At 49.8% G+C, this 25,865-nt stretch carries 26 protein-coding genes; 6 read left to right on the top strand and 20 right to left on the bottom strand.

Features of this window, described 5'->3' with window-relative positions; all coding sequences use genetic code 11:
• Window positions 1–138: 138 nt before the first annotated feature.
• Window positions 139–1,329 (bottom strand): aminotransferase-like domain-containing protein, encoded by a 1,191-nt coding sequence (locus G9F48_RS08315; RefSeq protein ID WP_165409335.1) that lies wholly within the window; start codon window positions 1,327–1,329, stop codon window positions 139–141.
• A 30-nt stretch (window positions 1,330–1,359) separates the two neighbouring features.
• Complete coding sequence (locus G9F48_RS08310) at window positions 1,360–2,079, bottom strand: FadR/GntR family transcriptional regulator (protein WP_017418877.1); 720 nt, start codon at window positions 2,077–2,079, stop codon at window positions 1,360–1,362.
• Between the two features lie 205 nt (window positions 2,080–2,284).
• Here G9F48_RS08310 and lutP point away from each other — a divergent pair, with 205 nt between their 5' ends.
• Window positions 2,285–3,961, top strand: coding sequence for an L-lactate permease LutP (gene lutP / locus G9F48_RS08305; RefSeq protein WP_014305865.1), 1,677 nt, complete (start codon window positions 2,285–2,287; stop codon window positions 3,959–3,961).
• Between the two features lie 37 nt (window positions 3,962–3,998).
• Here lutP and rpoN read toward each other — a convergent pair whose 3' ends face one another.
• Window positions 3,999–5,309, bottom strand: a complete 1,311-nt coding sequence (rpoN, locus tag G9F48_RS08300; protein WP_225979764.1) for an RNA polymerase factor sigma-54 — start codon at window positions 5,307–5,309, stop codon at window positions 3,999–4,001.
• A 77-nt stretch (window positions 5,310–5,386) separates the two neighbouring features.
• Here rpoN and yvfG point away from each other — a divergent pair, with 77 nt between their 5' ends.
• Window positions 5,387–5,605 (top strand): protein YvfG, encoded by a 219-nt coding sequence (gene yvfG, locus G9F48_RS08295; protein ID WP_003151570.1) that lies wholly within the window; start codon window positions 5,387–5,389, stop codon window positions 5,603–5,605.
• Between the two features lie 13 nt (window positions 5,606–5,618).
• Here the strand turns inward: yvfG and G9F48_RS08290 are convergent, their stop codons facing one another.
• From G9F48_RS08290 to G9F48_RS08220, 15 genes are all read right to left on the bottom strand, one after another.
• Complete coding sequence (locus G9F48_RS08290; protein ID WP_156735818.1) at window positions 5,619–6,584, bottom strand: polysaccharide pyruvyl transferase family protein; 966 nt, start codon at window positions 6,582–6,584, stop codon at window positions 5,619–5,621.
• Complete coding sequence (locus G9F48_RS08285; RefSeq protein WP_156735819.1) at window positions 6,563–7,735, bottom strand: DegT/DnrJ/EryC1/StrS family aminotransferase; 1,173 nt, start codon at window positions 7,733–7,735, stop codon at window positions 6,563–6,565. Before G9F48_RS08285 ends, G9F48_RS08290 begins: the two co-directional genes overlap by 22 nt.
• Window positions 7,736–7,739: 4 nt before the next feature.
• The gene (locus G9F48_RS08280; protein ID WP_165409334.1) at window positions 7,740–8,387 is read right to left on the bottom strand and encodes an acetyltransferase; all 648 of its coding nucleotides are present in this window, start codon (window positions 8,385–8,387) and stop codon (window positions 7,740–7,742) included.
• Window positions 8,384–8,992 carry a sugar transferase gene (locus tag G9F48_RS08275; protein WP_109567217.1) on the bottom strand — a complete coding sequence of 203 codons (609 nt, stop codon included), beginning with the start codon at window positions 8,990–8,992 and terminating at the stop codon, window positions 8,384–8,386. Before G9F48_RS08275 ends, G9F48_RS08280 begins: the two co-directional genes overlap by 4 nt.
• Window positions 8,989–10,506 (bottom strand): MATE family efflux transporter, encoded by a 1,518-nt coding sequence (locus G9F48_RS08270; RefSeq protein WP_007613919.1) that lies wholly within the window; start codon window positions 10,504–10,506, stop codon window positions 8,989–8,991. The genes G9F48_RS08275 and G9F48_RS08270 overlap by 4 nt, the downstream gene beginning before the upstream one ends.
• On the bottom strand, window positions 10,503–11,537 hold the full coding sequence (locus tag G9F48_RS08265; protein WP_165409333.1) for a glycosyltransferase: 1,035 nt from the start codon (window positions 11,535–11,537) through the stop codon (window positions 10,503–10,505). Before G9F48_RS08265 ends, G9F48_RS08270 begins: the two co-directional genes overlap by 4 nt.
• The gene (locus tag G9F48_RS08260; RefSeq protein ID WP_156735822.1) at window positions 11,534–12,610 is read right to left on the bottom strand and encodes a polysaccharide pyruvyl transferase family protein; all 1,077 of its coding nucleotides are present in this window, start codon (window positions 12,608–12,610) and stop codon (window positions 11,534–11,536) included. Before G9F48_RS08260 ends, G9F48_RS08265 begins: the two co-directional genes overlap by 4 nt.
• A 4-nt stretch (window positions 12,611–12,614) precedes the next feature.
• Window positions 12,615–13,652 (bottom strand): glycosyltransferase family 2 protein, encoded by a 1,038-nt coding sequence (locus G9F48_RS08255; RefSeq protein WP_109567221.1) that lies wholly within the window; start codon window positions 13,650–13,652, stop codon window positions 12,615–12,617.
• 18 nt (window positions 13,653–13,670) lie between these two features.
• The gene (locus G9F48_RS08250; RefSeq protein WP_014305874.1) at window positions 13,671–14,774 is read right to left on the bottom strand and encodes an EpsG family protein; all 1,104 of its coding nucleotides are present in this window, start codon (window positions 14,772–14,774) and stop codon (window positions 13,671–13,673) included.
• A 3-nt stretch (window positions 14,775–14,777) separates the two neighbouring features.
• On the bottom strand, window positions 14,778–15,914 hold the full coding sequence (locus G9F48_RS08245; protein WP_165409332.1) for a glycosyltransferase family 1 protein: 1,137 nt from the start codon (window positions 15,912–15,914) through the stop codon (window positions 14,778–14,780).
• Entirely contained in the window at window positions 15,907–16,749 is an 843-nt protein-coding gene (locus G9F48_RS08240; protein WP_015387673.1) for a glycosyltransferase family 2 protein, read from the bottom strand. Before G9F48_RS08240 ends, G9F48_RS08245 begins: the two co-directional genes overlap by 8 nt.
• Entirely contained in the window at window positions 16,746–17,885 is a 1,140-nt protein-coding gene (locus tag G9F48_RS08235) for a glycosyltransferase family 4 protein (protein WP_014305877.1), read from the bottom strand. Before G9F48_RS08235 ends, G9F48_RS08240 begins: the two co-directional genes overlap by 4 nt.
• Before the next feature lie 15 nt (window positions 17,886–17,900).
• Window positions 17,901–19,718, bottom strand: a complete 1,818-nt coding sequence (locus G9F48_RS08230) for a polysaccharide biosynthesis protein (RefSeq protein ID WP_172614994.1) — start codon at window positions 19,716–19,718, stop codon at window positions 17,901–17,903.
• Between the two features lie 220 nt (window positions 19,719–19,938).
• On the bottom strand, window positions 19,939–20,619 hold the full coding sequence (locus G9F48_RS08225) for a CpsD/CapB family tyrosine-protein kinase (protein ID WP_003151543.1): 681 nt from the start codon (window positions 20,617–20,619) through the stop codon (window positions 19,939–19,941).
• A 5-nt stretch (window positions 20,620–20,624) separates the two neighbouring features.
• The gene (locus G9F48_RS08220; protein WP_165409331.1) at window positions 20,625–21,332 is read right to left on the bottom strand and encodes a YveK family protein; all 708 of its coding nucleotides are present in this window, start codon (window positions 21,330–21,332) and stop codon (window positions 20,625–20,627) included.
• Window positions 21,333–21,576: 244 nt separating this feature from the next.
• Between G9F48_RS08220 and slrR the strand changes: the two genes are divergently transcribed.
• The 3 genes from slrR (at window position 21,577) to G9F48_RS08205 (ending at window position 23,913) form a co-directional block, all read left to right on the top strand.
• Window positions 21,577–22,032, top strand: a complete 456-nt coding sequence (slrR, locus tag G9F48_RS08215; RefSeq protein WP_017418863.1) for an HTH-type transcriptional regulator SlrR — start codon at window positions 21,577–21,579, stop codon at window positions 22,030–22,032.
• A gap of 80 nt (window positions 22,033–22,112) precedes the next feature.
• Complete coding sequence (locus G9F48_RS08210) at window positions 22,113–23,561, top strand: carboxylesterase/lipase family protein (RefSeq protein WP_165409330.1); 1,449 nt, start codon at window positions 22,113–22,115, stop codon at window positions 23,559–23,561.
• Window positions 23,562–23,712: 151 nt separating this feature from the next.
• A complete protein-coding gene (locus G9F48_RS08205) occupies window positions 23,713–23,913 on the top strand; it encodes a hypothetical protein (RefSeq protein WP_109567227.1) in 201 nt (66 codons plus the stop codon).
• A gap of 31 nt (window positions 23,914–23,944) precedes the next feature.
• Here G9F48_RS08205 and G9F48_RS08200 read toward each other — a convergent pair whose 3' ends face one another.
• Together G9F48_RS08200 and G9F48_RS08195 are read right to left on the bottom strand one after the other, a co-directional pair.
• The gene (locus G9F48_RS08200) at window positions 23,945–24,475 is read right to left on the bottom strand and encodes a dihydrofolate reductase family protein (protein WP_109567228.1); all 531 of its coding nucleotides are present in this window, start codon (window positions 24,473–24,475) and stop codon (window positions 23,945–23,947) included.
• A gap of 79 nt (window positions 24,476–24,554) precedes the next feature.
• On the bottom strand, window positions 24,555–25,184 hold the full coding sequence (locus G9F48_RS08195; RefSeq protein WP_025853513.1) for a YczE/YyaS/YitT family protein: 630 nt from the start codon (window positions 25,182–25,184) through the stop codon (window positions 24,555–24,557).
• A gap of 132 nt (window positions 25,185–25,316) precedes the next feature.
• Between G9F48_RS08195 and G9F48_RS08190 the strand changes: the two genes are divergently transcribed.
• On the top strand, window positions 25,317–25,835 hold the full coding sequence (locus G9F48_RS08190; RefSeq protein ID WP_109567230.1) for a GNAT family N-acetyltransferase: 519 nt from the start codon (window positions 25,317–25,319) through the stop codon (window positions 25,833–25,835).
• Window positions 25,836–25,865 lie beyond the last annotated feature (30 nt).

Raw genomic sequence — 25,865 nt, 5'->3', positions numbered from 1 at the left:
GATGACCTGTTTTTGGAAAGCTCTATGAATATCCTACACTATTCTGAATATGGATTGGAAGGTTTTTCTGAAAAATCCTTTCGCCCGATGCGCTGAAGGGTGCAAAAAAAGAGAAGCCTGAAAGCTTCCCATGCTGCTCTACATCCCGTTTTTCAGCAGGCGTCCCAGTTTTTGCACACCCTCTTTTATCGCGGCTTTACCGGCAAAACTGAACGACAGGCGGAGATATTCGGCACCGTCTTCCTGATGCGGAAAAAAATATTTTCCGGGTACATAGGAAACGCCGTGAGACAGAGCCCGCGCCAGCATTGCGGACGTATCAGCCCCCGGCGCTTTCACCCATACAAAGTAACCGCCTTCAGGCACGTGCCAAGATGCGGATTCCGGAAGATATCGCGCTGATGCGGCGAGCAAAACATCACGTTTGCTTCGATATGCTTCCCGCAAGGCGGCGAGCCGTTCTTCAATATTCGTTTGTTCCAGATAGACGGCGGTCACCGCTTGGGAAAACGGGTGGCCTAAGTCTTTTTTTAACCATGACAATGCCGTGATGAATGCGGCGTCCCCTGCAATCCAGCCGATCCTCATACCCGGGGCGATGACTTTTGATAATGAACCGGCGTACAGCACCCGGCCGTTTTGATCCATGGCTTTCAAGGGCGGCGGAATATCGGTGAATCCGAGCTCGCCGTATGCATCATCTTCCAAGATGAGAAAATCATACGTTTCGGCAAGCTGAAGCAGGCGGGTTCTCCGCTTCGCTGACATTACGGTTCCCGCAGGATTCTGAAAAGCGGGTATCGTGTAGAGAAGACGGGGAAGCACAAGCCCTTTTCGTTTTCTTTCCTCAAGCATGAAGGCTAATGTTTCTGTTTGCAGGCCCTCTTGATCTGTCGGAATGCTCATGATATGCGGTGTATAATTTTTTAAAATCTCGAGCGCTTCCATATAGACCGGAGCTTCAACGGCAGCGGCGGTTTGTTCATCGAGGAAAACCCGCGCAGCCAGATCTATCGCCTGACAGGCGCCTGATGTCACGATCAGCTCATCGTCCCGGCAGTGAATGCCGCGGATGGCTAACCGTTCTTGAATCTGCTTTTTTAAAACGGCCGTCCTCGGGCTTCCTATATAATGCAGCGGCAGATCACGCTCCTCATCCAGAAGGCGGGAGGCGGCTTCTTTCAGCTCCTTATCAGGAACGAGTGCGGGATCGGGATAGCCGGAATGCAGAGGGATGCACGCTTTCGGAACTGCCGGCATCCATTCCCCGGGAGGATCGTTTGTCAGAGCTTTCTTTACATGGTCAGAAAAAAAAGATTCGGCCTGCATGTGATGTTATCCCCTTTCACAAGTCAGCTTCTATACATTTTCTTCAAAATAAGCCCCCAGCACTTCTTCCACATTCGTCAGGTGCGCCGTCATCGCGGCTTCCGCTTCATCCGCGTCTCCGGCGGCGACGGCGCTGTAAATGCGTTCATGCTCTTCGTACAATCGCTGCACGCTCGTTCGTTTAGAAAACAGCCAAATTTTTCTCGTTTCTCTCATTGTTTCCAAAAGGAGCGCGGAGACATGATTCATGAGATGCTTAAGCAGCCCGTTTTGTGATGCTTCCGCCAGCGCCATGTGAAAGGAGAAATCTGCTTTTTCGCCCAATTCTTCGTCTCCGTCAATGTCTTTCATCTCCAGGAGAGCTTGGCGGATTTTTTGCAAATCGTCTTCGGTGCGTTTTTCAGCGGCCATGGCGGCGACGCCGAGTTCAAGCAGCTTTCTGACTTCGAGCAGCTGTTTGACGTCCTCTTTTTTCATCAAGAGGGCGGAAGAAAGCGGCTGGGAAACATGAGACGGCTCAAATTCTCTTATGTATGTGCCTTCTCCCTGCTTCATGTCGACGAGCCCCATCGCTTTCAAAGCCGACAGCGCTTCTCTGACCGCCGAGCGGCTGACCTGAAAACTCTCGGAAAGCGCCTGAACGGAATCAAGCTTTTCACCCGGCTTAAGCTCGCCCGCTTTTATCTTCTCCAGCAATGCGTCAGCGACTTCTTCGTAGATTTTTTTCGTTTTAATTTGTTTATATTTCAACGCGATCACCCCGTCACTTGTGAATCTTGATGTTTATCGTCTATTATACTTCTTTTTTTGTGTTGCCGACAGGTTCAGACAATTTGTTCAAGAAAAGTATTGTACTTTCAAAACTTTCAAAATATAATGCTAATTAACCCGGTCATCAGATGACCTTATCATAAAAAGTAATCGTTTACATGACATAAGGAGGGGTTTTTTAGGGATGCAATGGACACAGGGGTACGCTCCTTTAGGGGGAAATTTGCTTTTATCGGCAGCTTGCGCGCTCGTGCCGATTATCTTCTTTTTTTGGGCGCTTGCGGTGAAACGGATGAAGGGGTACATAGCGGGGCTTTTAACGTTAGCCGTTTCACTTTTAATCGCTGTATTTGTTTACGGCATGCCGGCGGAAAAAGCGGTGATGTCCGCTTCTCAGGGAGCGGTGTACGGGCTGCTTCCGATCGGCTGGATTATCGTCACATCGGTCTTTCTGTATAAAATCACCGTGAAAACGGGACAGTTTGAGATTATCCGGAGTTCGGTGCTCTCAATTACAGATGACCGGCGTTTGCAGGCGCTGCTCATCGCCTTTTCATTCGGGGCATTTTTAGAAGGCGCCGCCGGTTTCGGCGCTCCCGTCGCGATCTCGGCCGCTTTGCTCGTCGGACTTGGTTTTCAGCCGCTGTATGCGGCGGGAATTTGCCTGATTGCCAATACGGCGCCCGTTGCCTTCGGTGCGATCGGCATTCCGATTACCGCCGTCGAAGGTCCGACCGGGATACCGGCAATGGAAATTTCCCAAATGGTCGGCCGGCAGCTTCCGTTTTTATCCGTGTTTATTCCGCTTTACTTAATCATTTTGATGAGCGGGTTTAAAAAGGCTTTTGAAGTATGGCCGGCCATTCTTGTTTCCGGCGTCTCTTTTGCGGCCGTGCAGTACGCAAGCTCGAATTTTTTAGGGCCCGAGCTTCCGGATGTGCTGTCGGCGCTTGTTTCCATGGCCGCGCTCGCTGTATTTTTGAAATTTTGGAAACCGAAAACGGCCTTTCGTTTCGCGGCAGAACGGGAATCAGCAGCGGCCGCTGACCGGGCGCCGATCAAGTACGGGGGCGCCGCGGTGTTTAAAGCGTGGTCTCCTTTCCTTCTTCTGACGGCCATGATATCCGTTTGGGGGATTCCCGGCGTGAAGGCTGCCTTAACCGGTCATTATGAAGGAACGTCAATGTGGCTTTCCTGGCTGAATGCAGCCGGGAAAGCATTGACCTTCACGCCTCCCGTCCCATTTGTAAATCAGCAGATTCTTCAGGCGGACGGCACGCCGATTGAAGCCGTGTACAAACTTGAGCTTTTCGGTTCAGCGGGCACGGCGATTCTGATTGCCGCCGTCATCTCCAAGTTCGCCCTCGGCATGTCGTGGAAGACGTGGGGCGAAGCGTTTATAGAAACGGTGAAAGAGTTAACGCTTCCGGTCGTGACCATTGTTTCTGTTGTCGGCTTTGCATATGTGACGAATGCTTCCGGCATGAGCACGACACTCGGTCTTGCGCTTGCCATGACGGGCGCGATGTTTACCTTTTTTTCGCCGGTGCTCGGCTGGCTCGGCGTATTTATTACCGGCTCTGATACATCGGCCAACCTATTGTTCGGCGGATTGCAAAAGGTGACGGCGCTATCTGTCGGGATGGACCCGGTTCTCTCCGTTGCCGCCAATTCATCAGGCGGTGTCACCGGAAAAATGATTTCTCCGCAATCCATTGCGGTTGCCTGTGCCGCTGTCGGTCTGGCGGGCAAGGAAGCCGACCTTTTCCGCTTTACGATTAAGCACAGTCTGTTTTTGCTTCTGCTCGTCTGTCTCATTACATTTTTACAGCATCATCTGTTTTCATGGATGATCCCGTAACACGGAGAACCTCCCCGGGGTTTGGCTCGGGGAGGTTTCAGCTGTACCGTTTTCTCGCCGATGACGGCGGAATATTTAATTGGTCACGGTATTTGGCGACGGTGCGCCTTGAGATTCGGATGTCATATTGTTCATGAAGCAGATCGGCAAGCTTTTGGTCTGAAAAAGGTTTCTTTTTATCTTCTTTACGGACCAATGCTTCCAGATGCGCTTTTACGGCATAATTGGAGGCGCCGCCGTCCCCCGATGATTCAGCTTTCGCCGAGAAAAATGTTTTCATTTCATACAGTCCGTACGGCGTCTGAACGTACTTCCCTTTGATGGCCCGGCTGATCGTTGATTCGTGGAGCTCCAGCGTTTCCGCCACCTCTCTTAAGGTCAGCGGCTGCATTCCGCTTTTTCCTGTGAGAAAAAAGGATTCCTGCCGTTCAGTCAGGACGCCGATAATTCTCGTGATCGTTTGTTTTCTTTGCGACAAAGCCCGGTTCAGCCAGCGCCATTCCTGATATTTTGCCGACAGATAATTTTTCGTGTCACGGCACCCGGCGGCTGACAGGAGCGGCTGATAATGGGCATGAAGCTGGATGTCAGGAAACGAACGGCTGTTGAGCCGCGCTTGAATGATGCCGTTTTTCACCGTGATGAAAATATCCGGTTCTACGTAAAAACCCGGCTCCTCATGCGCATAACGGAGCCCCGGCCTCGGATCAAGCGCGCTGATCATGTCAGCGATGTCCTGAATGTCTTTAAGCGGAATGCCCGTTTTCAGTGTAAGCGCTTTCCAGTTTTTTCTGGCAAATAGCTCAAAATAGGCTTCGGCAATCCATTCCGCCTGTTCGTTACGCTCGGGCAGACGGCGGAGCTGAAGAAGGATGCATTCCTGCAAAGACCGGGCGCCGATTCCCGCGGGCTCAAGGGATTGAAGCTTTTTCAAAACCGCTTCCGTCTCCTCTTGTGAAGCGGATACATGGTCGGCGGCGGCTGATATGTCCTCTTTTAAATATCCGTTTGAATCCAATGAATGTATCAGATAATTGAAAATTTTTTTCTCATCATCGGACAGCTTCATGTCTAAGGCTTGCTGTTTGAGCGAATCCTGCAGCGTTTTACGGGTAAGTCTGATCTGCTGGCTTCCGTCCCGTTCTTTCATCCTGTTTTTATTTGTTTTATGGTAAGATAGTGGCGGCGTGTCTGTTTCCTTTCGTTCAATCAGAGGGTTTTCCAGTGAGAGCTCATCAATATATCCGGCCAGTTCCGCGGAATTGTATCCGAGTAATGTGATGGCCTGTTTAAGCTCTTGCGTTAATTGAGGCTTTAACATTTGTGTTTGCTGAAGTTTGATATCCATCATGCTCACTCCCCTTTTTTCATTGTACATGATTGGTTTCATACCGTATATACTTATTAAAAGGAGTTGCTTTATAGATGTCAGAACTTTTTTCTGTTCCCTATTTTATTGAAAACTTTACACAGCACATTGAAATGAATCCGAATGAAGACCGAATTCATGCGATGAACAGCTATTACCGCTCCGTCGTCTCAACCCTTGTACAGGATCAGCTGACGAAAAACTCGGTTGTGCTCAAAAGAATTCAGCATTTGGATGAGGCGTACAACAAAGTAAAACGCGGAGAAACAAAATAAACCTTCCGCTCATTCAAAGCGGAAGGTTTTCCTTCGTTCCGGCGGTTTCACCGATCAGCCGGACGTCCGGCGCTTCGTACGTCCAGGTGTAATAATAGTTGGCATTTTTCCCGTATGAATTATCAATGACGGTATTCGGTTTCCCGAGAAGCGAGGACAGGATGTGGCCGTGGAGCCTTGACGTTTCCACCGATTCGTACCTGCTGAAAAACAGGACCGCTTTTTTCGTTAAGACATCGGAATAGCGTTTCCAAAACCGCGCAATCGGCAGCGGGTTTCCCGCTTTTTTATTCAAAACATTCAGCGTTTGGAAAAAAGCGATTCCCCTGCGGTCGCTTGCTGACAGAACATTCTGCCAGTCACAGTTTTTAACGGAAGAATTGTTTTGCAGCTTCGGGTTGATTTCCCCATCTGTGCGGATAAAATGAAGCCTGCCGCGTGACGGAGCCGCTGACGCCGCGATCGGATACAGCTGATGGGCCATATCAGGCATAAGCCCGATATGATTCGCCGAAAAAAAGTGTTTCGCAGTCTCGTATGACACATGATCTCTCGTAAACAGGTGGAGATCCTTGTGCTCCGCAAAAAGCGCCGATGTCTTTTGCAGCCGTGTCTCATCCTGATAATAAATCGATTGCGGCAGGATGACGATCCTGTTTTCCGGAAAGGATTTGACGATTTTTTCCCTGAACGTCTGATAGTACGGATAGAGATCCCCGAAATTTCCGCCACCCTGACAGACGATGATCGTCTTTTTGTCCGCCCGGCGCCCGAATGGAAAATTGTCGGGATTCCAGCGCTGTCTTACGCGGATGCCGTGCGCTTTAAAAAACGCCTCCGTCCCTTTCATAATCAATAAATCCCCTACATTTCCGTAGAGGGGATAGTCGGCATATATGATGTCGGATTGCGGCGGTATAACGCTGAGCAGACCCGTCAGCGTCTCTTTTAATCGGCTCATAACATGGCGGCTGTCCATGTTTTCTCCCCTTTCGTTTCAAACAGTTGCGCAAGTGCGGCAATGACACGCTGCTGCTCCTCAGAAGACAAGTCAGACCCGGACGGAAGACAGATGCCCCGGCTGAAAAGGTTCTCAGAGACACGCTCATGTTCGCTGTGAGGATAAAAGACCGAAGATGTGAAAAGCGGCTGCGTATGCAGCGGTTTCCACAGCGGCCGGGCCTCAATGTTCTGTTCCGCAAGACAGGCGACGGCTTCTTCCGGCGTCACGCCGTTATCAAGCGTCAGAGCCGTCAGCCAGCGGTTTGAAACCGTTCCTTCAAGCTCCGGCATCATGCGGATGCCCGGATATGTTTCCAGCGCTTCCCGGTACCGGTGAAAGATTTCTCTCCTCGCCCGGACGCGATCTTCGAGCACTTCCAGCTGCGATATACCCACGCCCGCGAGAATGTTGCTGAGCCTGTAGTTGTAACCGAGCTCGCTGTGCTGGTAATGAACGGCGGCATCTCTCGCCTGTGACGCAAGAAACCTCGCTTTTTCAATCGCGGCTTCATCGTCAGACACGAGCATGCCGCCTCCCGATGTTGTAATGATTTTGTTGCCGTTAAAGGAATAAATGCCGAAACGGCCGAACGTGCCGCTCTGCCTGCCTTTATATGTTGATCCTAAGGACTCGGCAGCGTCTTCAATCAGACAGACGCCGTATGCGTCACAAAGGCTCATTAATTCATCCATTTTCGCGCTTTGCCCGTAAAGATTGACGGCGATTACCGCTTTCGGGAGTCTGCCGCGCCGCTTTGCATCCCGGAGCGCCCGCTCAAGCGCATCGGGCGACATATTCCACGTCTCCCATTCCGAATCAATAAAAACGGGCTCAGCCTGCTCATACACAATCGGATTCGCCGTAGCGACAAACGTAAAGGAAGGACAAAATACAACGTCTCCTTTTTTCACACCCGCAAGCCGCAGGGCAAGATGGATGGCGGCCGTTCCCGAGCTTACGGCCGCCGCGCTTTTCACTCCCGCATATTCCGCGAGCCGCGCTTCAAACGAATTGACGAGCGGACCGAGCGGGGCAATCCAATTGGAGCGGAAGGCTTCTGCGATGTATTCCTGTTCTTTTCCGCTCATATGAGGCGGAGACAAATAAATCCGTTTGTTTGTTTGCATGAAATCATCCTTTTTCATTATGGATAGGGGGGATGACGCGGGCCGGAACGCCGACCGCCGTCACATGGCCGGGAATTCTGCTGATGACCGCAGCCCCCGCGCCGATAACGGACCAAGGGCCGATGTCCATCTGCGGTATGACGGACGCGCCGATTCCGATGTGCGTTCCTTCCCCGACTTTCACTCCGCCGGCAAGCGCCGCGCGCGGTGAAAGATGGACGTAATCTCCGATTGCATTGTCATGATCGGCAACCGCCCCCGTATTGATGATGCAATGGGCGCCGATGTCAGCGCCCGCCTGAATGACGGCGCCCGCCATCACAACCGTTCCGTGTCCGACGGAAGCCGTTTCACTGACGATCGCCCCGGGGTGAATGAGTGCGGCATAATCTATATCTTCAATCCCAAGCGTTTCAGCGAACTGTTTTCTGACGCCGTTGCGGCCGATGCATATCGTGAACACGGCCTCGGGGACGAGTTTCCGAAGGATGTGCACGTCTTCCGTCCGGCCCGTATACAAACCGTTCCGAACGGTAAAACCGCTGAATCCGTCGTCCAATATGCCCGCAAGCTCCATATCGGAACGGGCCTGCACGATTTCCTTCACGACTTTTCCGTGTCCGCCGTTTCCGATCAGCACGACCTTTTTCACGATGACATATCTCCGCTGCCTGTGAAGCGCTTTGCCGTCACATGGCCGGCTTCGTGTATGCCTTCTGACACGAGAACTTTTTTCACTGTTAAAAGCAGAATCTTTAAGTCGAGAAGAAAGGTGCGGTTGTCGACGTACCACACGTCGAGCTTGAATTTCTCCTCCCATGAAATCGCGTTTCTCCCGTTAATCTGCGCCCAGCCCGTAATTCCCGGCTTCACCTCGTGCCGCCGCGCCTGCTCCGCCGTGTAAAGCGGCAGATAATCCATCAGCAAAGGGCGGGGGCCGACCAGACTGATATCGCCTTTGAGCACATTAAAAAGCTGGGGAAGCTCATCGATGCTCAGTTTTCTGATCAGCCTTCCCGTTTTGGTCAGGCGCAGATGATCCGGAAGCAGCCCACCGTTTTCATCACGCGCATCCGTCATCGTTCTGAGTTTATACAACGTAAACGGACGCCCATTATGCCCCGGTCTCGTCTGTTTGAACAATACCGGAGACCCGATGGCGCATCTGACGGCTGCCATGGCGAAGAGAAGAATGACACTCGCGCCGCACAATAACAGCGTCGCGGCCGCTATATCAAATACACGTTTCACCTTCAAATCTGAACAGCTCCTTTCACTTTTCGGCATTTCTGTAAAGCAAGCCGCCTTTCTTCTTTCGTACAAATGAAGAAAAAAGCGAATGCGGCATAGCTTATGCATACGGCAAGCCCCGCGGCGATCAGACCGGCCCAGCTGTCAAGCGGTGAAAACAGCCGGATACCCCGGCAGACGGCCCAGGCAAATACGGCCGCCGCCAACGGTCCGAACATGCCTTTGTAAAACGCGGTTTTCTGAAAGCCGGTAATATGCGAAACATACAGCGGCGTGAAGACGGCATTTTTCAAAATGAGGGAGACAGCCCCGGCAATGGTGATGCCGTACAGCCCGAGATGTGCCGGTCCGCTGAGAACCACGGCCAATATGACATTCAGTCCGCCTAAACATAAAGTAACGACGGCGGGCGTTTTTTGTTTATTAAAAGCCGTCCATACGTAAAAAAGCGGCATGACAGAGAGACTGACCGCCAAATACGCGGCGTGAATATATAAAAGCGGCGCCGTCTGCACAAACGACGGGCCCAGCCAAATCGCCAGAAACGGTTCGGCAAGCCCTCCTAATAACGCGGCGGGAAGCGCGAGGAGAAGCCCGTTCATCCGCACGGCCTTATTGGCGTAAGACAGGAGACCTTCCATATCGCCTTTTGAATAGTAGGAAGTCAAAACCGGCGCAAACAGTGAAGCAAGCGTCCCGGCAAGACTTCTGAGCAGAAGCGGGAATTGAATAATCGCCGCATAGACACCCGCTTCAGACGGCCCCAGCACGAGGTTGGCCGTCATGAGGTCAATCTGCAGAAACAGCAGCACGCCGATCTGGTTGACAGAACTCCAGGCACCGGCCGAAAACAGCACTTTGCTCGTCTGTAATGACAAGGTTTTACGGCTGAAAGAAAACCACGGAATCAATTTCTTAAAGAAGAAAAAAGTCAGCACAGCTGCACAGACGGCTCCCGCTAATGCCGAAAGCTGGATCTGCCAGATCTTCGGCGGCAGGCACGTAAACAGAGCGAGCACACACAGCACCCTGACCAGCATTTGCACGGCCTGAATGGAACTTGTGATATAAAGCTTGTTTGCAAAAAACGGCCCCGTCGCGAACCCCGCCATAAAAAACGTCAGCATAAACAGCACGCTGCCGATTACGATAGACAGCCTCACATCCGTTAAGAGCCCGGCCGGTACATTCATAATCTTGTCAATAAAAAAAGCAGTCCCGGCGAGCGGCACAGCGAGTAATAGAGATATCACGACAGAAGCGGCTAAATAATTGCTTACATACGCATTGGCCTCGTCCCTGTTCCCCCTGTGGGCGGCGACGGAGAAAAACCTTACAACGACAGAGCTCAGCGCAACGGTAATAATAGAGAAATAGTTAATGATATTCTGTGTCAGATGTACAAACCCAAAAGCCTCCACGCCTAATGTTTTCACAATAAAGGGCGTCATCCACACTGATAAAAACACCGATAGTAAAAACGCCGTCACATTGGCGCCGAAATTAATGGCAAATTTCATGCTCCTTCCGCACTGCCTTTCTCTTTCGATTTCCGTTCGAAAAACGCATGCAGAAGAAGAGGAAGGCGCATTTTGCACAGGCCGAGCACCACGCGCTCCCCGGCCAGCAGCTGTTTATGGCGGCACGGCGTCCTGCGCACCGCCGTTTTTACCATGTCATACGTTAAGATTCGGCCGATATGCGCCGTAATCTGATGTGACGGCTGCGGGGCGGCGCATGCGTTGGCGATCAGCATCGGAATCTGATGCTTGCACAAATACGTATCAATATCGCTCCGGCAGGCGTCCGTCAGCCCGTTCGCCTCATAAAAAGCCATTTTCGCTGCATATTGCTTTTGCAGTTCTTGATCTAAGCGGGGCTTAAACGGTGTTTCTGTAAGACTTTGCGGATTTTCCCGGTAGATATACAGCCCTTCGTCTATCACTTTGACACGCGCGGCTTGGCGGAACGCTGCCAAGTTAAACGGAGAGTCCTCGGCAAACCGGATATCTTCATGGAACAACAGTCCTTGCAATGCTTCTCGCCGGTATATATAGCGCCATACATACCAAATAAACCGATGTTCGTGCGCGCGGGTCAGCAATGCAGTCATTTCATCCGCTGTGAAGACGCGGCCCGGCGGAAGGGACGGCGGCATATACGTTCTTTCTTTAGACGGCGTTTCCTTATAATAACCGCAGCCGGCGATATCCAGCCGGTTCTTCTCCGCTTCTTCATAAAGCCGCTCGAACATCGTTTCCGTCACATAGTCATCGCCGTCCGCAAAACCGATATAACGGCCGCGGGCGGCTTTTATTCCGACATTGCGGGCCGAGCTGAGGCCGCCGTTTTCTTTATGAATCACCCGGATTCTCGCATCTTCTGCGGCGAATTGTTCAGCCATCCGGCCTGACTGATCCGGTGAACCGTCATCGACGAAAATGATTTCGATGTCTCTCAGCGTCTGTTTTGTTAAAGAAACCGCGCATTCTTTAATAAAAGGCTCTGTCTTATACATCGGCACGATCACGCTCACAAGCGGCGCGGTCATTGGGCATCACCGCTGATTTTCGAGCGCAGCCCGGCAAAATAAACACTTCGCAAAGAACCGCCTTCCTCATGCTTGCCGCTGAGCAGCCGGTTTACGGCGGACGTTACGGCTTCAGGGTCGGGACGTTCAAGCAATATCATGTTCGGTATGTTTTTCAGCCATTGATAGCCTTCCATCACCTTATGATCAAACGAACGAATGACGACACAAGGCGTTTTCGTCAGCGCACAAAAAATCATCCCGTGAAGCCTGTCAGTGACGACGGCTTCCGCGCCTTTCAGCGTATTCCAAAGCGCTTCCAGCTCCTTTTCACGTGTATGGCGGCTGACCCTCCGGCCGACCGTCGTGGTAAAGGAATACAGCTCGCCGTACTCTTTGGCCAAAGCTTCTTTTACCATCGTTCTGTCCTCAGCCGTCAGCGCACTCTCCTTATCCTCCCGTAAACAGAGGTAGATCCCTTCCCGCGGGATGCGCCGCTCGCTTTTATCCAAATATAAGACCATGTCAGGCTGTTTGAGTACTGTTTTTCCGGGAAAATGACGCTTCATCCATTGATACGTCGTCTCATCTCTCGCCATTAACAAAAGGTCGGGATGCGCATTGTACACTTTTCGGGCGCGCTTCAGTTCCTTCCGCCCCTTTTTTGATTCAGAAAAGTGAGCCGTCGCCGGAAGCTGAACGATCCGATATTGCCGGAATGTTTTTATGATAAAGCGGCGAGTCCATTCCTCATACCGGTACAAATCCCCCATGTTCCCGCCGCCGATGATGAATACCATATCATCGGGGTGGCGCTTTTTGATCAGCGCTTTTGCGGATCTGTATATATCCTTCATATCCACCTCGACAATGTCAAAATCGGGATACTCCCGTTCAAGAAACGTTTTGCTTGCGTAGGCGATGGCGTGATCGCCGAGATTATCATGGGACGGGAGCAGCGTCAGAATGATCTTTTTTCTTGCCGCTGTAAGCCCCGCCCCATCCGCTGCCGTTCCGAAATGAAATTGGGACGGGTATTTGACCTTAAGCAAAAGCCATTCCGCGAGATTGATTTTTAAAGATTGTATCGACATGTCTTCACCCTCTGATTTTCATTTTGTACTCGATTGCCCGCTGATACGCGGCTGATGCTAGCGACACGAACGGAATCAGCTTCAGCTTCGCCAAAAGCAGAAGGCATGAGCGTTTGGCGTCAAACGGCGCCGTTCCCGTTTTGGAAAGGCTCAGGCGGAATACGGGATCAGCGCATATCCGGCTGATATTCTTCCACTTCTCAGAAAACCGGCCTCCGTTATTCCGCTTCCATTCATTCAGCAGGCAGACCGTTCCGTGCTGAACGATGAAAAAATCCAGCTCCTGCCGGTATTCCTGTAAGCAGCCGTTTTCACGCAAAAAAGCCTCGTTCAGCCGATAGAGAACGAGACCTGAGTCAAACAGCTTTTTCTGATAGCTTTGCACAATGGAAGTCAAGTGAATCCGATAATGATAGAGCGGCTGATCCACGTATGAGACGGCACCTGCGAAAACATGCGCCCGGAGGCTGAAGTACTGATCCTCCACGTGCTCCAGCTCATCACGAAGCGGAAAGCGCAGTTGATGATGCTCGATCATGGATCTTTTGTACAGCTTGTTCCATGAAAAGCCGCTGACTCTTCCTTCAAATAAATCTTTCAGGTATCGTTGTTTCGGGCGGCCCTCGTACGCTGAAGCGATCGTTGAAACGGCGGTTTTCCCCGTATCCGCAAATTCAGCCGCATATTCGCAAATCACGAGATCAGCCTGATCAGCCTTCGCTTTTTCATACATGCGCAGGCAATAATCAGGTTCAACCCAGTCGTCCGCATCAATAAAAGCGATAAATTCGCCGCGCGCCGCCTCGATTCCCCTGTTGCGGACCGCGCCGAGCCCCCGGTTTTGCTGATGAACGACCCTGATTCTCTCATCCCGCTTCTGATAGGTTTCAAGAATCGCCGGGCTTTGATCCGTTGACCCGTCATTAACGGCCACGATTTCGATATTGGCGAGCGACTGATTGAGCAATGAATCTAAGCATCTTTCTAAATAAGTTTCCGTATTATACACAGCAATTAATAAACTGACCGCGGGTGTTTCCATATAAACCTCCAGTGTCCATTACCGGGAAAAAATCGTTCTGTACGGAAGCACAGACGAATCGACCGGCATAAGCAAGTAACTGTAAAGAAAATAACAGACAATAATGGCGATATAAATCAGCGCATTTGATTTTTCATCAAAAATTCTCACAAAATAAGGGATCAGGATCATTTGATACAGGCCGAAATATATATTAAACCGGGCAAAAATAACATCCTTTGTCGCCAAAAGACCGAAGAGCAGGCCGAGCAGACAGAAATTCACGATGACATCAATGTCAGGCCAGAGCTTCCGCAGCCGCTCCCGATAGCAGAAAGCCAAAAACAGCGGCAGCAGCAGCACCGCGATTTTTACGACGTTCATCCCGTTCGTATTGGTCATCAGCCATTTCTCATAATGGCCGTACGAGCTGTTTTCCAGCACGACGACAAACAGCGAAATGAACTTCTGATACAGAAACGTCATAAGAAGAAACAATGCCGACAGTCCGAAAATCGCGGGCGACCATGCTCTTTTTCTGACGAGAAAATAAACCGGAATCATAATCAGCGCTGAGGAATGAAAAAGCGAACACAGCAGCACGATTGACATATAACGCTTCCAGCTTCCGCTGATCACGTAACGGACGGCCCAAAACAAAACGGCCGCCACCATATACTGCCTGATCCCGTTAAAGGAAGCGTAATAGTGATACGTGCCCAAAAACAAAAATACACTCAGCTCAAACGGACGGCCGAACTCAACGAGCCCCTTTAAAATAAAGCTGCACGTCACGACCGCCACGGTGAAATACATGATTTGCGGATCTTTCGTGATAAAATTCATGAGCCAGATGAGAGCCGTAAACCCCGGATCAACGGCTGCTTTTTTCGCTCCGAACCCGAAGATCTCCCAAATGCTTCCGTAATTTCCCGCCAGCTTGTACATTAGCGCGTACGTCTGAAAATCCGTCCCGACTCTGTAGCGCAAACCGGAGACCAATACCAGCGATAGCAGCGGAACGAGCATGACGAGCTGATTCGGCCGGTATCCGGTCGAAAGCGATTGATCACGCCCGCCGCACATTTTCGCGAACCATGACCAAATATAAACAATTCCCATATTGACTACGTATACAATCATTCGTTACTGTTCCTTTTTCCAATTCATATTGTAAAGCTTCATAACAGCCCCCGCATTTTCTCCCGCGTCATATCCCAGCCGCCTGAGGGTTTCTTTAATGCGCGCCCCGTCAGGCTTTGCCGCCTCTGCTGCCCGTAAAACCGCGGATGCCCATTGTCCCGGCGGTTCTTTGAGGCTGAGCCTTTTGACCAGCCCGAGCCCGGCATCGGCTTCTTCCGTTATGCCGTCTGATATCACGCACGGCACCCCGGAGGCCTGCGCTTCAACGAGCGTGACGGGCAGCCCTTCATAAAGAGACGGCATGACAAATACATCCAGCGTTTTCAGCAGATCATGAACGCGGTCTTCTATGCCGATAAAACGCACATCATCATCAAGCCCCAGCTTCGCCGCCAGATTTTCCATATCGGTGCGAAGCGGACCGTCTCCGGCGAGAATCAGCTGTAAGCCGATGCCCCGCTCTTTCATATCAGCGGCCAGCCGGAGCAGAAATTCGTGGTTTTTTTCTTCTGTAAAGCGGCCGATATGGCCGATCACCAAACGGCCGTCTGCAATGCCCCGCTTCCTTTTTTCAGCTTCTGTGTCCGCGCACCCGCCGGCAAATAAGTCGAGATCAATGCCGTTCGGCAAAAGATACACGCCTTTTTCTTTCCCGAATAAGAAACGGCCCGCCTCTTTTCCGCAGGCGCACAGTGCCGTGGCGTTTGCCGTGATCAGCCGTCTGAACACAAACAGCTGCATCCCGGCAAGCTGCGACGCCCGCCCCCGCCACGACGTACTGTGCGAATGGCAGATCCGCACCGGGACACCGGCTAAACGAGCGGCAAGCGCGATAAATCCCGACTGAAAATCGGTATGGGCGTGCACGGCGGCAAACGGGCCTTTTTCCTGAATCATCCGCTTGACCTGTTTTACAAATGTAATCGGGTTTGTGCTGCCGATGCTCGGCACATAAAAAAGCCGTCCGCCGAGAGCAAGAATTTCCTCATCATAAGCGCACGGATCGTTCCTATGGGTTAAAAAATCAAACTGCACCTTCGTTCTGTCCATCTTCCGGTATAAATTCATCATCATCGTTTCTGCGCCGCCCCTGTTCATCCCGCTGAAGATGTGCAGCACCCGCATCGGTTTGTCAGTCATGTTCGGCAAGCCCTTCTTTTTGGCGGATGTCCCTGTTTTTATGATAACGGTTCATGACCGCGGGCGGCGTAATGGCGCGGATGAGCGGTTTTGCGATATACGCGTAATGGGAAATCGGCAGCTTCAGCCGTCTGCATGCCTGAAAAACGAGCACCGCATTATCAATGGAATACGTAAACGATCTCCTTTTGAACGCATCACTGTCCTCTCTGACTTTATACAGCGTTTCTTGGAGATTGTACCCACGGAAACCCGCTTCAAAAAAGCGCAGCCACAAATCGATATCCTCCATCCGCCGCGTCCGCCTGACTGACCGGTAGCCGCCAAGCGCTTTGTACGCTTCAGCCCGCATCATAATGGTGCCGTGGCAGAACGGTGTGCCTTTCGCCATAATTCCCGGTTTCGGCACGGGCGGCAAAAGCCGGGCGCCCCTGACGCCGAATTCGTCAAATACGAGCATGCCCGTGCCTACGACTTGATAGTGGGCGTGCTTGTTTAAGAAAGCGGCCTGTTTTTCCAGTCTCCTCGGGTTGGAGATGTCATCACCGTCCTGCCTGGCGATATAATCCCCCGTTGCGTATGTCAGACAGCGGTTCAGCGAAGCGGCAAGCCGTTGATTCGTCTTATTTTGAATCAGCGTGATCCGGTCGCTGTAATGATCCGCGTAACGGCGCGCAATCTGATACGTTCCGTCAGTTGACGCGTCATCACACATAATCAGTTCCCAATTCTTATACGATTGGCTCAGGATGGATTCAATACTCTCCGCTAAAGTCTCTTCGCAATTATAAATTCCCATGATGACGGAAATTTTCGGTTGTGCTCCTGCATTCATACGCTTTTCTCCTTTTTATCCATATAACCGGCGTAAATGTGCGCCATTTCCTTTACCGTACGTGTTTCTGAAAAACATTCCGCCGTCCTGCGCCCTTCTTGTCCCATTGCTTTTCGCAGACCCGGGGATCGGTACAGCTTTTCAATCCGGTCGGCAAATGCCGCGCTGTCCCCTGCCGGCACGAGAAAACCGTTCACACCGTCTTCGATGATCTCACGGTGCCCCCTGTTGTCTGCGGCAACGGCGGGCTTTTCGGCAGCCATTCCTTCAAGCAGATTCATGCCGAGCCCTTCGCGGATGCTTGAGGCGACGGACAGATCGGCAAGCTGAATCAGTTCATGAATGTCACGGCAAAATCCGTAAAACCGCACAATGTCAGATACCCCGAGTGATTCAGCCTTTTTTCTGTACGGTTCTTCCATCGCGCCTTCTCCGGCAAATACGAGTTTCAGCTCCGGAATGCGGTTCTTCAGCAATGCCGCAGCCTCAATGAGAAGTCCCTGGTTTTTATTGCCGTTTAATTCAGCGGGGTATATGAGGATAAATTCCCCGGCGCCGAAGCCGTGTTTTTCTCTCAGACGTTCACTCTCTGCCCGGCTCACAGGGCGAAACCTGTCTGTATTCACGCCGATGCCGTGTATTTTCTTCGCGCCGCAAGCTGTTTTTTTCATTTGCTTGGCCCGTTCGTAATCCTCTTCATTAATCGTAATCAAACAATCCGTGTAAGAAGAGAGAAATTTTTCGATCGGGTAATAAAGAAGCCAGTTTTTCAGGGGCGCTCCATCGCAGAAGTGAAAGCCGTGCGCGGTGTACAGCACCTTTGTCCCTTTTTGGCGCGCTTGTCTCGCCGCAAGGCGTGCAAGCACGCCGCCAACCGGCGTATGACAGTGAATCATGTCGTAGCCGTTGTCCTGAATGAGCCGTTTCAGCCGCCTGTAAACAGAAAGATTTTCGGGATGAAACGGCGAGCGCCGGATCGGAATGGAAAACTTTTCATCAACGAACGGAAGATTCATATTGCCGCCTGCCGCGACGTGCACTTCCCACCCCATATCCTGAAACCATTGAAAATACGGAAGATGAAAGGCTTTAAAATGATAATCGACAGTGGCGCAGAATAATACTTTTTTCGTCATCTTTCTGTCCTCCCATCACACACCTGCGGCCGCTTCTTCATGTACTGATTCGATCGCCTCAAACAGCCGTTTTCTCAGCTCATCTTCAGGCAGACGGCTGAATTCCTCCATAAAACGGATGAGCACGGCCCAATCCCCGTCGATCGCTTTCCCGATATGGATTTTCGGAAAAATCTGTTCCGTATGTACTTCATTATGATTCAGCAGTTCTTCATACATCTTTTCTCCCGGGCGGATGCCGGAGAATTCAATGGGAATCTGTTCTGTCGTATAGCCTGATAAATGAATCAGGTTTTTTGCCAAGTCGACGATTTTGACGGGTTCTCCCATATCCAGAACGAAAATCTGCCGCCCCTTTGCAAGCGCCCCCGCCTGAATGACGAGTCTTGACGCTTCGGGGATCGTCATAAAATATCTTGTCATCGCCGGATGCGTGACGGTGACGGGTCCGCCTTTTTCAATCTGCTTTTTGAAAATCGGAATGACGCTGCCGCGGCTTCCGAGCACATTCCCGAAACGGACGGCGGCGAATTTGGTGTTGCTGACCTTTCCGAGGTTCATGATGACCATTTCCGCAAACCGCTTCGTCGCGCCCATGACATTGGCCGGATTGACCGCTTTGTCAGAAGAAATCAGCACGAATGTTTCCGTTCCGCACATATCGGCGGCTTCGGCGACATTTTTCGTGCCGATAATATTGTTTTTGACGGCTTCTTCCGGATTATGTTCCATTAACGGCACATGTTTATGAGCGGCCGCATGATAGACGACGTGCGGCTCGTATTTTTTCATCAACGTAAAGATTTTATCTCTGTCCTGAATATCGGCGATCTCCGCGTGAAAAAGCACCTCTTTGCCGAAGCGTGCGGACAGTTCGTTATGCACCGAATAAATGCTGTTCTCCCCGTGGCCGAGAAGGACGATTTCATGCGGAAGAAACGAGCTGATCTGGCGGCAGATTTCAGAACCGATAGAGCCGCCGGCGCCCGTGACCAGAATCGTTTTCCCTTTGATGCTGTCAGAAATTTTGCTCGTATCAAGGGTGACCGGCTTTCTGCCGAGGAGATCTTCGGCTTTCACATCCCTGATGTGTCCGGCAGCCTGCGTTCCGAGCAGGATCTCATCAAATTGCGGCATGATTTTAATATGGGCGCCCGTCTGCACACATTCTTTGTACAGCGTCTGGAGCTCATGGGTGCAAAGAGACGGTATGGCGATGATAATGTGGTGAATTCTCAGCCTCTGCACCGCCGGCATAATGCTTTCTTTTCCGCCGATGACGGGCAGGCCCATAATTTTGAGCTTATGCTTCGTCTGATCATCATCAATAAAAGCCACAGGCATGATTCCAAGATCGTTTTTCTGGGTAAGCTGACGGACGAGCAGCGTTCCTCCTGCGCCCGCGCCGATAATCAGCGCCCGGGAAGAGTCATTTTGCTTCCTGCCGATCGTTTCTTTCAGCACGCGCGAAATCATCCGGCTTCCTCCGATGAATAATAGCTGAATCATCCAGCTGACGGCTAAAAGCCGGAATAAAATCGTGTGGAACACCCCGTATTGGACGGCGGCTGTCACAGCTGCGGACAGCGTGATCCCCTTCAGCAGATCAAGCAGCTCGCCTATTCCCGTATACGTCCATACCTGCTTATACTGGTGAAACATAAAAGCGCATACATGATGGCTGATCAGCATGCTCACGGCGGTCAGCAGCAACGCTCCGGAGTCATAAAAGTGATAAGAATCCTCAAAAAATTGATATCCTATAACAACGGAAAGTAAAACGAGATACGTATCCAATGCAAAAATCATTGAAAGTCTTCTCCGGTAAGTCAATCTTTCCCCTCCTCATTTATCGGTTTAGCTGATACGGTTTTCGTAAAAACAGACATAACAGCTAAGCCGATAACAATGTATCATCTTAAGATAAATTGGGCATTTAACCCGTCCTCACACCCCGCCACCGACGACCAGCATCTAAGGCGGCGGAAAACGCCGCCCACAGCAGAGCCGAGTGCCTCCGTTGATAAAGGTAAGGAGACATCACCTGCACCGCTCAATACGAGTAGTGCTCTGTTTTTTTGATTTTCTTTTTATTCAGCAGCGCCCCCAAAAGCTTTGCCTTTGACTGCTGGAGCGCGTCTTTCGCCTTTTGGACGGTATCCATTTTCGTTTTTCCGCTCAAGACGACGAGAACGCTTCCATCTGTCTGGTTCGCTAAAATCTGTCCGTCCGCCACCGCCAAAAGCGGAGGTGAATCGAAAATAACCAGACTGTACCGGCTGTACATCTCCTGAATCAGCTCTCCCATCGCCTTTGAAGATAAAAGCTCAGCCGGATTCGGCGGCGTCGGCCCGCTCGTTAAGACGTAAAGGTTATCAATCAGCGTTTTTTGCACCGTTTCGCCGAGGGAAGCGTTTCCGACTAACACATTCGTAAGGCCTTGTACATTTTCAAGCTGATAGGTCTCGTGTATCGTCGGTTTTCGTAAATCCGCATCGACGAGCAGCACCTTTTTTTCCTGCTGCGCAAATACCGCGGCAAGGTTGGCGGCGCTGAATGACTTTCCTTCTCCCGGAACGGAGGAAGTGACGAGAATGGAGCGCAAATGGGTCTGAACAGAGGAGAACTCAATATTTGTCCGAATGGTGCGGTATTGTTCAGCCACCAATGATTTGTGATGTAAAACGGATATTTGAGCCAGTCCCCTTCTTGATTTCTTTTTTCTGAATCCCAAACGCCTCACTCCCCGAAATGTTTTTCATCAGACCGTGTCTGCTGATTTTTGATGTCATACACAACCCCTAAAACAGGCAAGTCTGTTTTTTCGCTGAGCTGCCGCTCGCTTTTAACGGTTTCATCAAGAAAGTGGAGAAAAAACGCAAGCGTCACACCCGCCATGAGAGCCGCACCGAACGCCATCATGATATTCCTGATGCGCGAAGGCTTGACCATCGGACTTTCCGATGCTTTTGCCTCGGACAAAACAATGACGCCTTTTATATTCATCCTGTCACGGACTTCTTTTTTAAATGTCTTCATCAGCGTGTTCGCTATAGCGGCGGCCTGTTTCGGGTTCTCGTCCTGCACCGCTGCGGTAATGATCTCTGAATCGGTTTCGCTGCTTGTCGTGATCTTTGCTTTTAAAGCGGATGCCGTCTCAGAAAGATGCAGCTTCTGTTTCACTTTCTCAAGCACAACCGGGCTTTTCATTATCGTTTGAAACGTATTGTTGTAATGAAGATTCAGCTGAACGTCGCTGAGATTCGAATTTTTTTCACCGCTTGTTTCATGAATGAGCACTTGGGTCGATGCCTGATAAACGGGCGAAACCACCCGGAATTGGATGTATCCCGTCACCAGCGTTACAACTGCTGTCATGATAAAAATCAGTAAAAGTCTGTGTTTAATAATGTCAAATAATTCTTTAAAACTCATATTCTCATTCATGTAATTACAGCCTCATCCTTATTGCATCAGGCTTAAACGCCCCCTTCTGTTGATGATTGGATTATAAAAGAAAAGGTCGAAATTTGAAAATTTCAAATTAAGCCATTTGGTTCTTTTTAGAGAACGTTATCATGATTTTCCTCTTATTTACTGCACTTCCCTTATAATTTTAAATTTTATAAAGAACGAAAAATTTCTTATAATGAACAAAAAAATGCCAGTATACAGGGGAGAATTCAGCACAATGATTGGAAGAATAATTCGTTTATACCGCAGAAGAAAAGGCTACTCTATTAATCAGCTAGCAGTTGAAGCAGGTGTCTCTAAATCTTATTTAAGCAAGATAGAACGGGGGGTTCACTCAAATCCGTCCATCCAATTTCTGAAAAAAGTATCCGCCACCCTTCAGGTCGATCTGACGGAGCTTTTTGATGCCGAAACGATGCTGCATCAGATGGGAGACACAGAAGATGAGTGGCGCATCCACCTTGTGCAGGCCGTGCAGTCGGGCATGCCGAAAGAAGAACTGTTCACCTTTACGAACAAACTGACTGAAAAACGGCCGGAGCCCGCACCCTACCGCAACAGAAAACTGACTGAATCCAACATTGAAGAATGGAAAGCGCTGATGCAGGAAGCAAAAGAACTCGGCTTGTCCGTTCAGGAAGTCAGATCATTTTTAGAACGGAAGCGTTACTGAGGATATGCTGATGAAAGGGCTTTTATTCGCTTCATGTCTTCATCTCTGTTTATAATGAAAAGAAAAAAGGGGATGAAATCATGACAAAACTTACCGTTCAAACCCGCTGCGGCGCACTGAAAGGAACTGCCGGCCGCGGTGCCCGCACATGGAAGGGCATACCGTACGCGAAGCCGCCCGTCGGAGAGCTGAGATTTAAAGCGCCGGAGCCGCCCGCACCTTGGGACGGCGTAAAACATGCCGATTCGTTCGGACCGGTTTGTCCGCAGCCGGATGATATGCTGTCCATATCGTTTTCCGGGGATATACCGCCTCAATCTGAAGATTGCCTTTACCTCAACGTTTTCGCCCCCGATTCAGAGGGCGAAAAAAAGCCTGTCATGGTATGGATACACGGCGGGGCATTTTATTTAGGTGCCGGAAGCGAACCGCTTTACGACGGATCTGCCCTTGCCGCTGACGGAGATGTCATTGTCGTGACACTCAATTACAGGCTCGGACCGTTAGGCTTTTTACATTTGTCTTCTATTCATGACGCGTATTCCGCCAATATCGGGCTGCTCGATCAGATCGCCGCGCTGCGCTGGGTGAGGGACAATATCTCCGAATTCGGAGGAGACCCGGATAACGTTACGATATTTGGTGAATCGGCAGGCGGTATGAGCATCGCTGCGCTTATGGCAATGCCTGACGCAAAAGGCCTGTTTCATAAAGCCATTTTAGAAAGCGGCGCCTCTCATACGATCCCGGCGGATATGGCAAAAGACATCGCGACGGCATTTATTCATGAAGCCGGCACTGATCAATTGCAGGAGCTTTCCGTTAATGACCTGCTTAAGACTGCGGATAAAGTGCGGCGCTCACTGGATCAAAACATTTTTCAGCTTTTGTTTCAGCCCGCCATCGATCCGGCCACATTGCCTGCGGAACCGGTGAAAGCCATAGCTGACGGGGCCGCAGAAGGGATACCTATGATCATCGGAACCAATCGTGATGAAGCATATTTGTTTTTCACCCCTGATACAGACATTCATTCCGAGAAAAAGCAGCAAGATTATTTGCATTATCACCTCGGAGAGAACTGCACCGAACAAGCGGCAGATTTATATCCGCATTCATTAACGGGACAAATCGATATGATGACGGATCTGATTTTCTGGCGGCCGGCTGTCGCTTTCGCACAAGGACAATCGCAACACGCACCGGTCTGGATGTACCGCTTTGATTGGCATGGCGAAACACCGCCGTTTCATAAAGCCGTTCACGCTCTGGAATTGCCGTTTGTGTTCGGAAACTTTGATTCTTTGAGAAAGACGCTGCAAGAGCCGCTCGGTGATGACGCAGAACAGCTTTCCAAACAAATTCAATCCGCATGGCTCGCTTTTGCAAAAACCGGAAACCCGAACACCTCTCACTTCAATTGGCCTGAATATGAAACCGATTCACGCGAAACTTTGCTTCTCAACACGGATACCGCTGTCGAAAGTGATCCCGATTCAGCAAAACGCCGCATCCTGTTTCAAGCATAAAAAACGCCAAGGGAGCCGGCTCCCTTGGCGTTTCGTTTTCATCTTACTTCAGACATCAGTCAGCTTCGCGGCATATCCATTTCCACATTACCCCTGATATGTTATATTCTAACCCGATAAGTTAAACAAACATTCATAAAGGAGTTTTTATATGGAGAAATCAAGTATTATCGGCACAGCTGCCGTTATAATCGGGGCGCTTATTACCTTAGTTTCTTTTATCTTCCTGCGCGACACTGTTTTCTATGCCGTGAGGTGGATAGGGGTTGTTATCATGGTTGCAGGATTTTCATGCGGTCCGGCCCACACCATTTCAAAACATAAAAACAAACATGAAAAAGAAACCCGGTAACCTTTACTGGGTTTCTTTCATACCTTTCATTTTATCTCACTTCATAATGCAACTCCGCAAATTGTTTGTAACGCCTGACATCAGTCAGCTTCAGTCCTGTCTCCCGGTCTCCGGGTTTAAACAAAGAAATTCCGCGGCCGAGCAGAACGGGGGCGATCTGAATGATAAACTCATCGACAAGTTTTTCCTCCAAAACCGGGTGCAGCAGATCACTCCCGCCGACAATCCAAATCCGCTTGCCTTCTTGGCGTTTCAATGCTTTTATAAAATCGGCAGGCTCTTCATGAATAAACCGCACATGTTCAGTACGCCCGGTCAATGTCCGCGAAAACACATAGCATTCTTTACCTTTGTACGGAAATTCCTCAGGGAATAAAACCAATATTTCCTCGTATGTTTTTCTGCCCATAATGATCGTATCGACAGATTCATAGAAAGCTTCATAATCGGTGCTGTCTTCACCTTCAGTTCCGATTAACCAATCTAAAGAATGATTTTCCCGCGCAAGATAGCCATCTGCGCTGACAGCTCCGTAAAAAACGAGCTTTCTTTGACCGCTCATAAAAATCCCTCCCCCTTTTTTATTATACCTTAAACATGCGGGTGAAATGAAAAATGATAGAATCGGGTAAAAACCCCCGTTACCGGGTTTTCGTTTCTTCCTGCTTTGGAGATGCTGTTAATATGCCGTCTATCCATCTTCCGGTAATCGGCATAAAGAAATGAAGGATGATCCCGCCTAAACAAACGGTTAATAACGTTCCGATGCCTACCGGACCTTTTAGCATCACGGCCAGTATGAAAAATATGAAGTAAATGACCGTTCTTGAAAAAAAGATGCTTCTCCCGGTTAATTCGCGGACAATTAACGTTAACCGATCAACCGGGATCGGTGCGAAATTTGTGTGCAGGTAGGTTGCGGTTCCTATCCCTATCACAACTAAACCGATTGCAAAACAGCCCGCCTTTCCGTACCATAGTTCAGGCGTTATGACTCGATGCAGAAAAAAAAGCCACATATCAATCCCGATTCCCGTTATAAACGCCGTAATCATCCCTGAAAATTCCGGTCTTTGTCTTTTTAACATTGAATTACAGCAAATTAACAGGAAAGCGATGATGATTTCCCAGCTTCCCACGGTAAGCCCTGCATGGACGGACAATCCCACAATAAGCGCATCAAAAGGCGACGTTCCAAGATCTGATTGAATCGTGACAGAAATACCAAAGGTCAAGATCATGATTCCTAAAACGTAAAAAACATATTTCACTTTATCGTCCTCATTTTCTTATTTTATGTTGCAAATACAACAAAATTACGTTATGTTTACTATACGGTATTTTCATTGCAAATACAACTAAATTCAGCTGATATGATAAATGAAGAAAGGAGCTGTATGACCATGAGTATTAAATTAAAAAAGTGCAGCCTTAACGATATAACAGAGCTCCGGGAGATAAGCATTGAAACATTCAATGATACATTTAAAGATCAAAATTCACCTGAAAATATGAAAGCTTATTTGGAAAATGCATTCCGCTCTGAACAGCTGAAAAAGGAATTATCCAATCCGTCTTCTCAATTCTATTTTGTTTATTATCATGATGACCTTGCGGGGTATGTAAAAGTCAACATGAACGAAGCACAGTCAGAAAAAATGGGGGAAGATTCTCTTGAGATTGAAAGAATTTATATAAGAAAAAGCCATCAGAAACACGGGCTTGGCAAATATCTGCTGAATGAAGCTGTGAAAATCGCAACAGCACACAACAAAAAGAACATCTGGCTGGGCGTATGGGAAAAAAACGAAAATGCAATCGCCTTTTATCAAAAAATGGGGTTTGTCCAAACCGGAGAACACTCTTTTTATATGGGGGATGATAAACAAGTCGACTTTATCATGACCAAAACCCTGTCGTAAAAGGATACAAAAAACCCGGCCAAGCTGCCG

Source organism: Bacillus sp. EKM420B (assembly GCF_011065565.1).
In the GTDB taxonomy this organism is placed as follows: domain Bacteria; phylum Bacillota; class Bacilli; order Bacillales; family Bacillaceae; genus Bacillus; species Bacillus velezensis.
Note: the sequence above shows the minus strand (reverse complement) of the source record. Positions and strands in the feature narration are given on the sequence as shown.

Coding starts and splice junctions, on each gene's coding strand:
- G9F48_RS08315 (WP_165409335.1), bottom strand. CDS start 1,329: ATGCAGGCCGAATCTTTTTTTTCTGACCATGTAAAGAAAGCTCTGACA.
- lutP (WP_014305865.1), top strand. CDS start 2,285: ATGCAATGGACACAGGGGTACGCTCCTTTAGGGGGAAATTTGCTTTTA.
- rpoN (WP_225979764.1), bottom strand. CDS start 5,309: ATGGATATCAAACTTCAGCAAACACAAATGTTAAAGCCTCAATTAACG.
- yvfG (WP_003151570.1), top strand. CDS start 5,387: ATGTCAGAACTTTTTTCTGTTCCCTATTTTATTGAAAACTTTACACAG.
- G9F48_RS08290 (WP_156735818.1), bottom strand. CDS start 6,584: ATGGACAGCCGCCATGTTATGAGCCGATTAAAAGAGACGCTGACGGGT.
- G9F48_RS08285 (WP_156735819.1), bottom strand. CDS start 7,735: ATGCAAACAAACAAACGGATTTATTTGTCTCCGCCTCATATGAGCGGA.
- G9F48_RS08270 (WP_007613919.1), bottom strand. CDS start 10,506: ATGAAATTTGCCATTAATTTCGGCGCCAATGTGACGGCGTTTTTACTA.
- G9F48_RS08265 (WP_165409333.1), bottom strand. CDS start 11,537: ATGACCGCGCCGCTTGTGAGCGTGATCGTGCCGATGTATAAGACAGAG.
- G9F48_RS08260 (WP_156735822.1), bottom strand. CDS start 12,610: ATGTCGATACAATCTTTAAAAATCAATCTCGCGGAATGGCTTTTGCTT.
- G9F48_RS08255 (WP_109567221.1), bottom strand. CDS start 13,652: ATGGAAACACCCGCGGTCAGTTTATTAATTGCTGTGTATAATACGGAA.
- G9F48_RS08250 (WP_014305874.1), bottom strand. CDS start 14,774: ATGATTGTATACGTAGTCAATATGGGAATTGTTTATATTTGGTCATGG.
- G9F48_RS08245 (WP_165409332.1), bottom strand. CDS start 15,914: ATGACTGACAAACCGATGCGGGTGCTGCACATCTTCAGCGGGATGAAC.
- G9F48_RS08240 (WP_015387673.1), bottom strand. CDS start 16,749: ATGAATGCAGGAGCACAACCGAAAATTTCCGTCATCATGGGAATTTAT.
- G9F48_RS08235 (WP_014305877.1), bottom strand. CDS start 17,885: ATGACGAAAAAAGTATTATTCTGCGCCACTGTCGATTATCATTTTAAA.
- G9F48_RS08220 (WP_165409331.1), bottom strand. CDS start 21,332: ATGAATGAGAATATGAGTTTTAAAGAATTATTTGACATTATTAAACAC.
- slrR (WP_017418863.1), top strand. CDS start 21,577: ATGATTGGAAGAATAATTCGTTTATACCGCAGAAGAAAAGGCTACTCT.
- G9F48_RS08210 (WP_165409330.1), top strand. CDS start 22,113: ATGACAAAACTTACCGTTCAAACCCGCTGCGGCGCACTGAAAGGAACT.
- G9F48_RS08205 (WP_109567227.1), top strand. CDS start 23,713: ATGGAGAAATCAAGTATTATCGGCACAGCTGCCGTTATAATCGGGGCG.
- G9F48_RS08200 (WP_109567228.1), bottom strand. CDS start 24,475: ATGAGCGGTCAAAGAAAGCTCGTTTTTTACGGAGCTGTCAGCGCAGAT.
- G9F48_RS08190 (WP_109567230.1), top strand. CDS start 25,317: ATGAGTATTAAATTAAAAAAGTGCAGCCTTAACGATATAACAGAGCTC.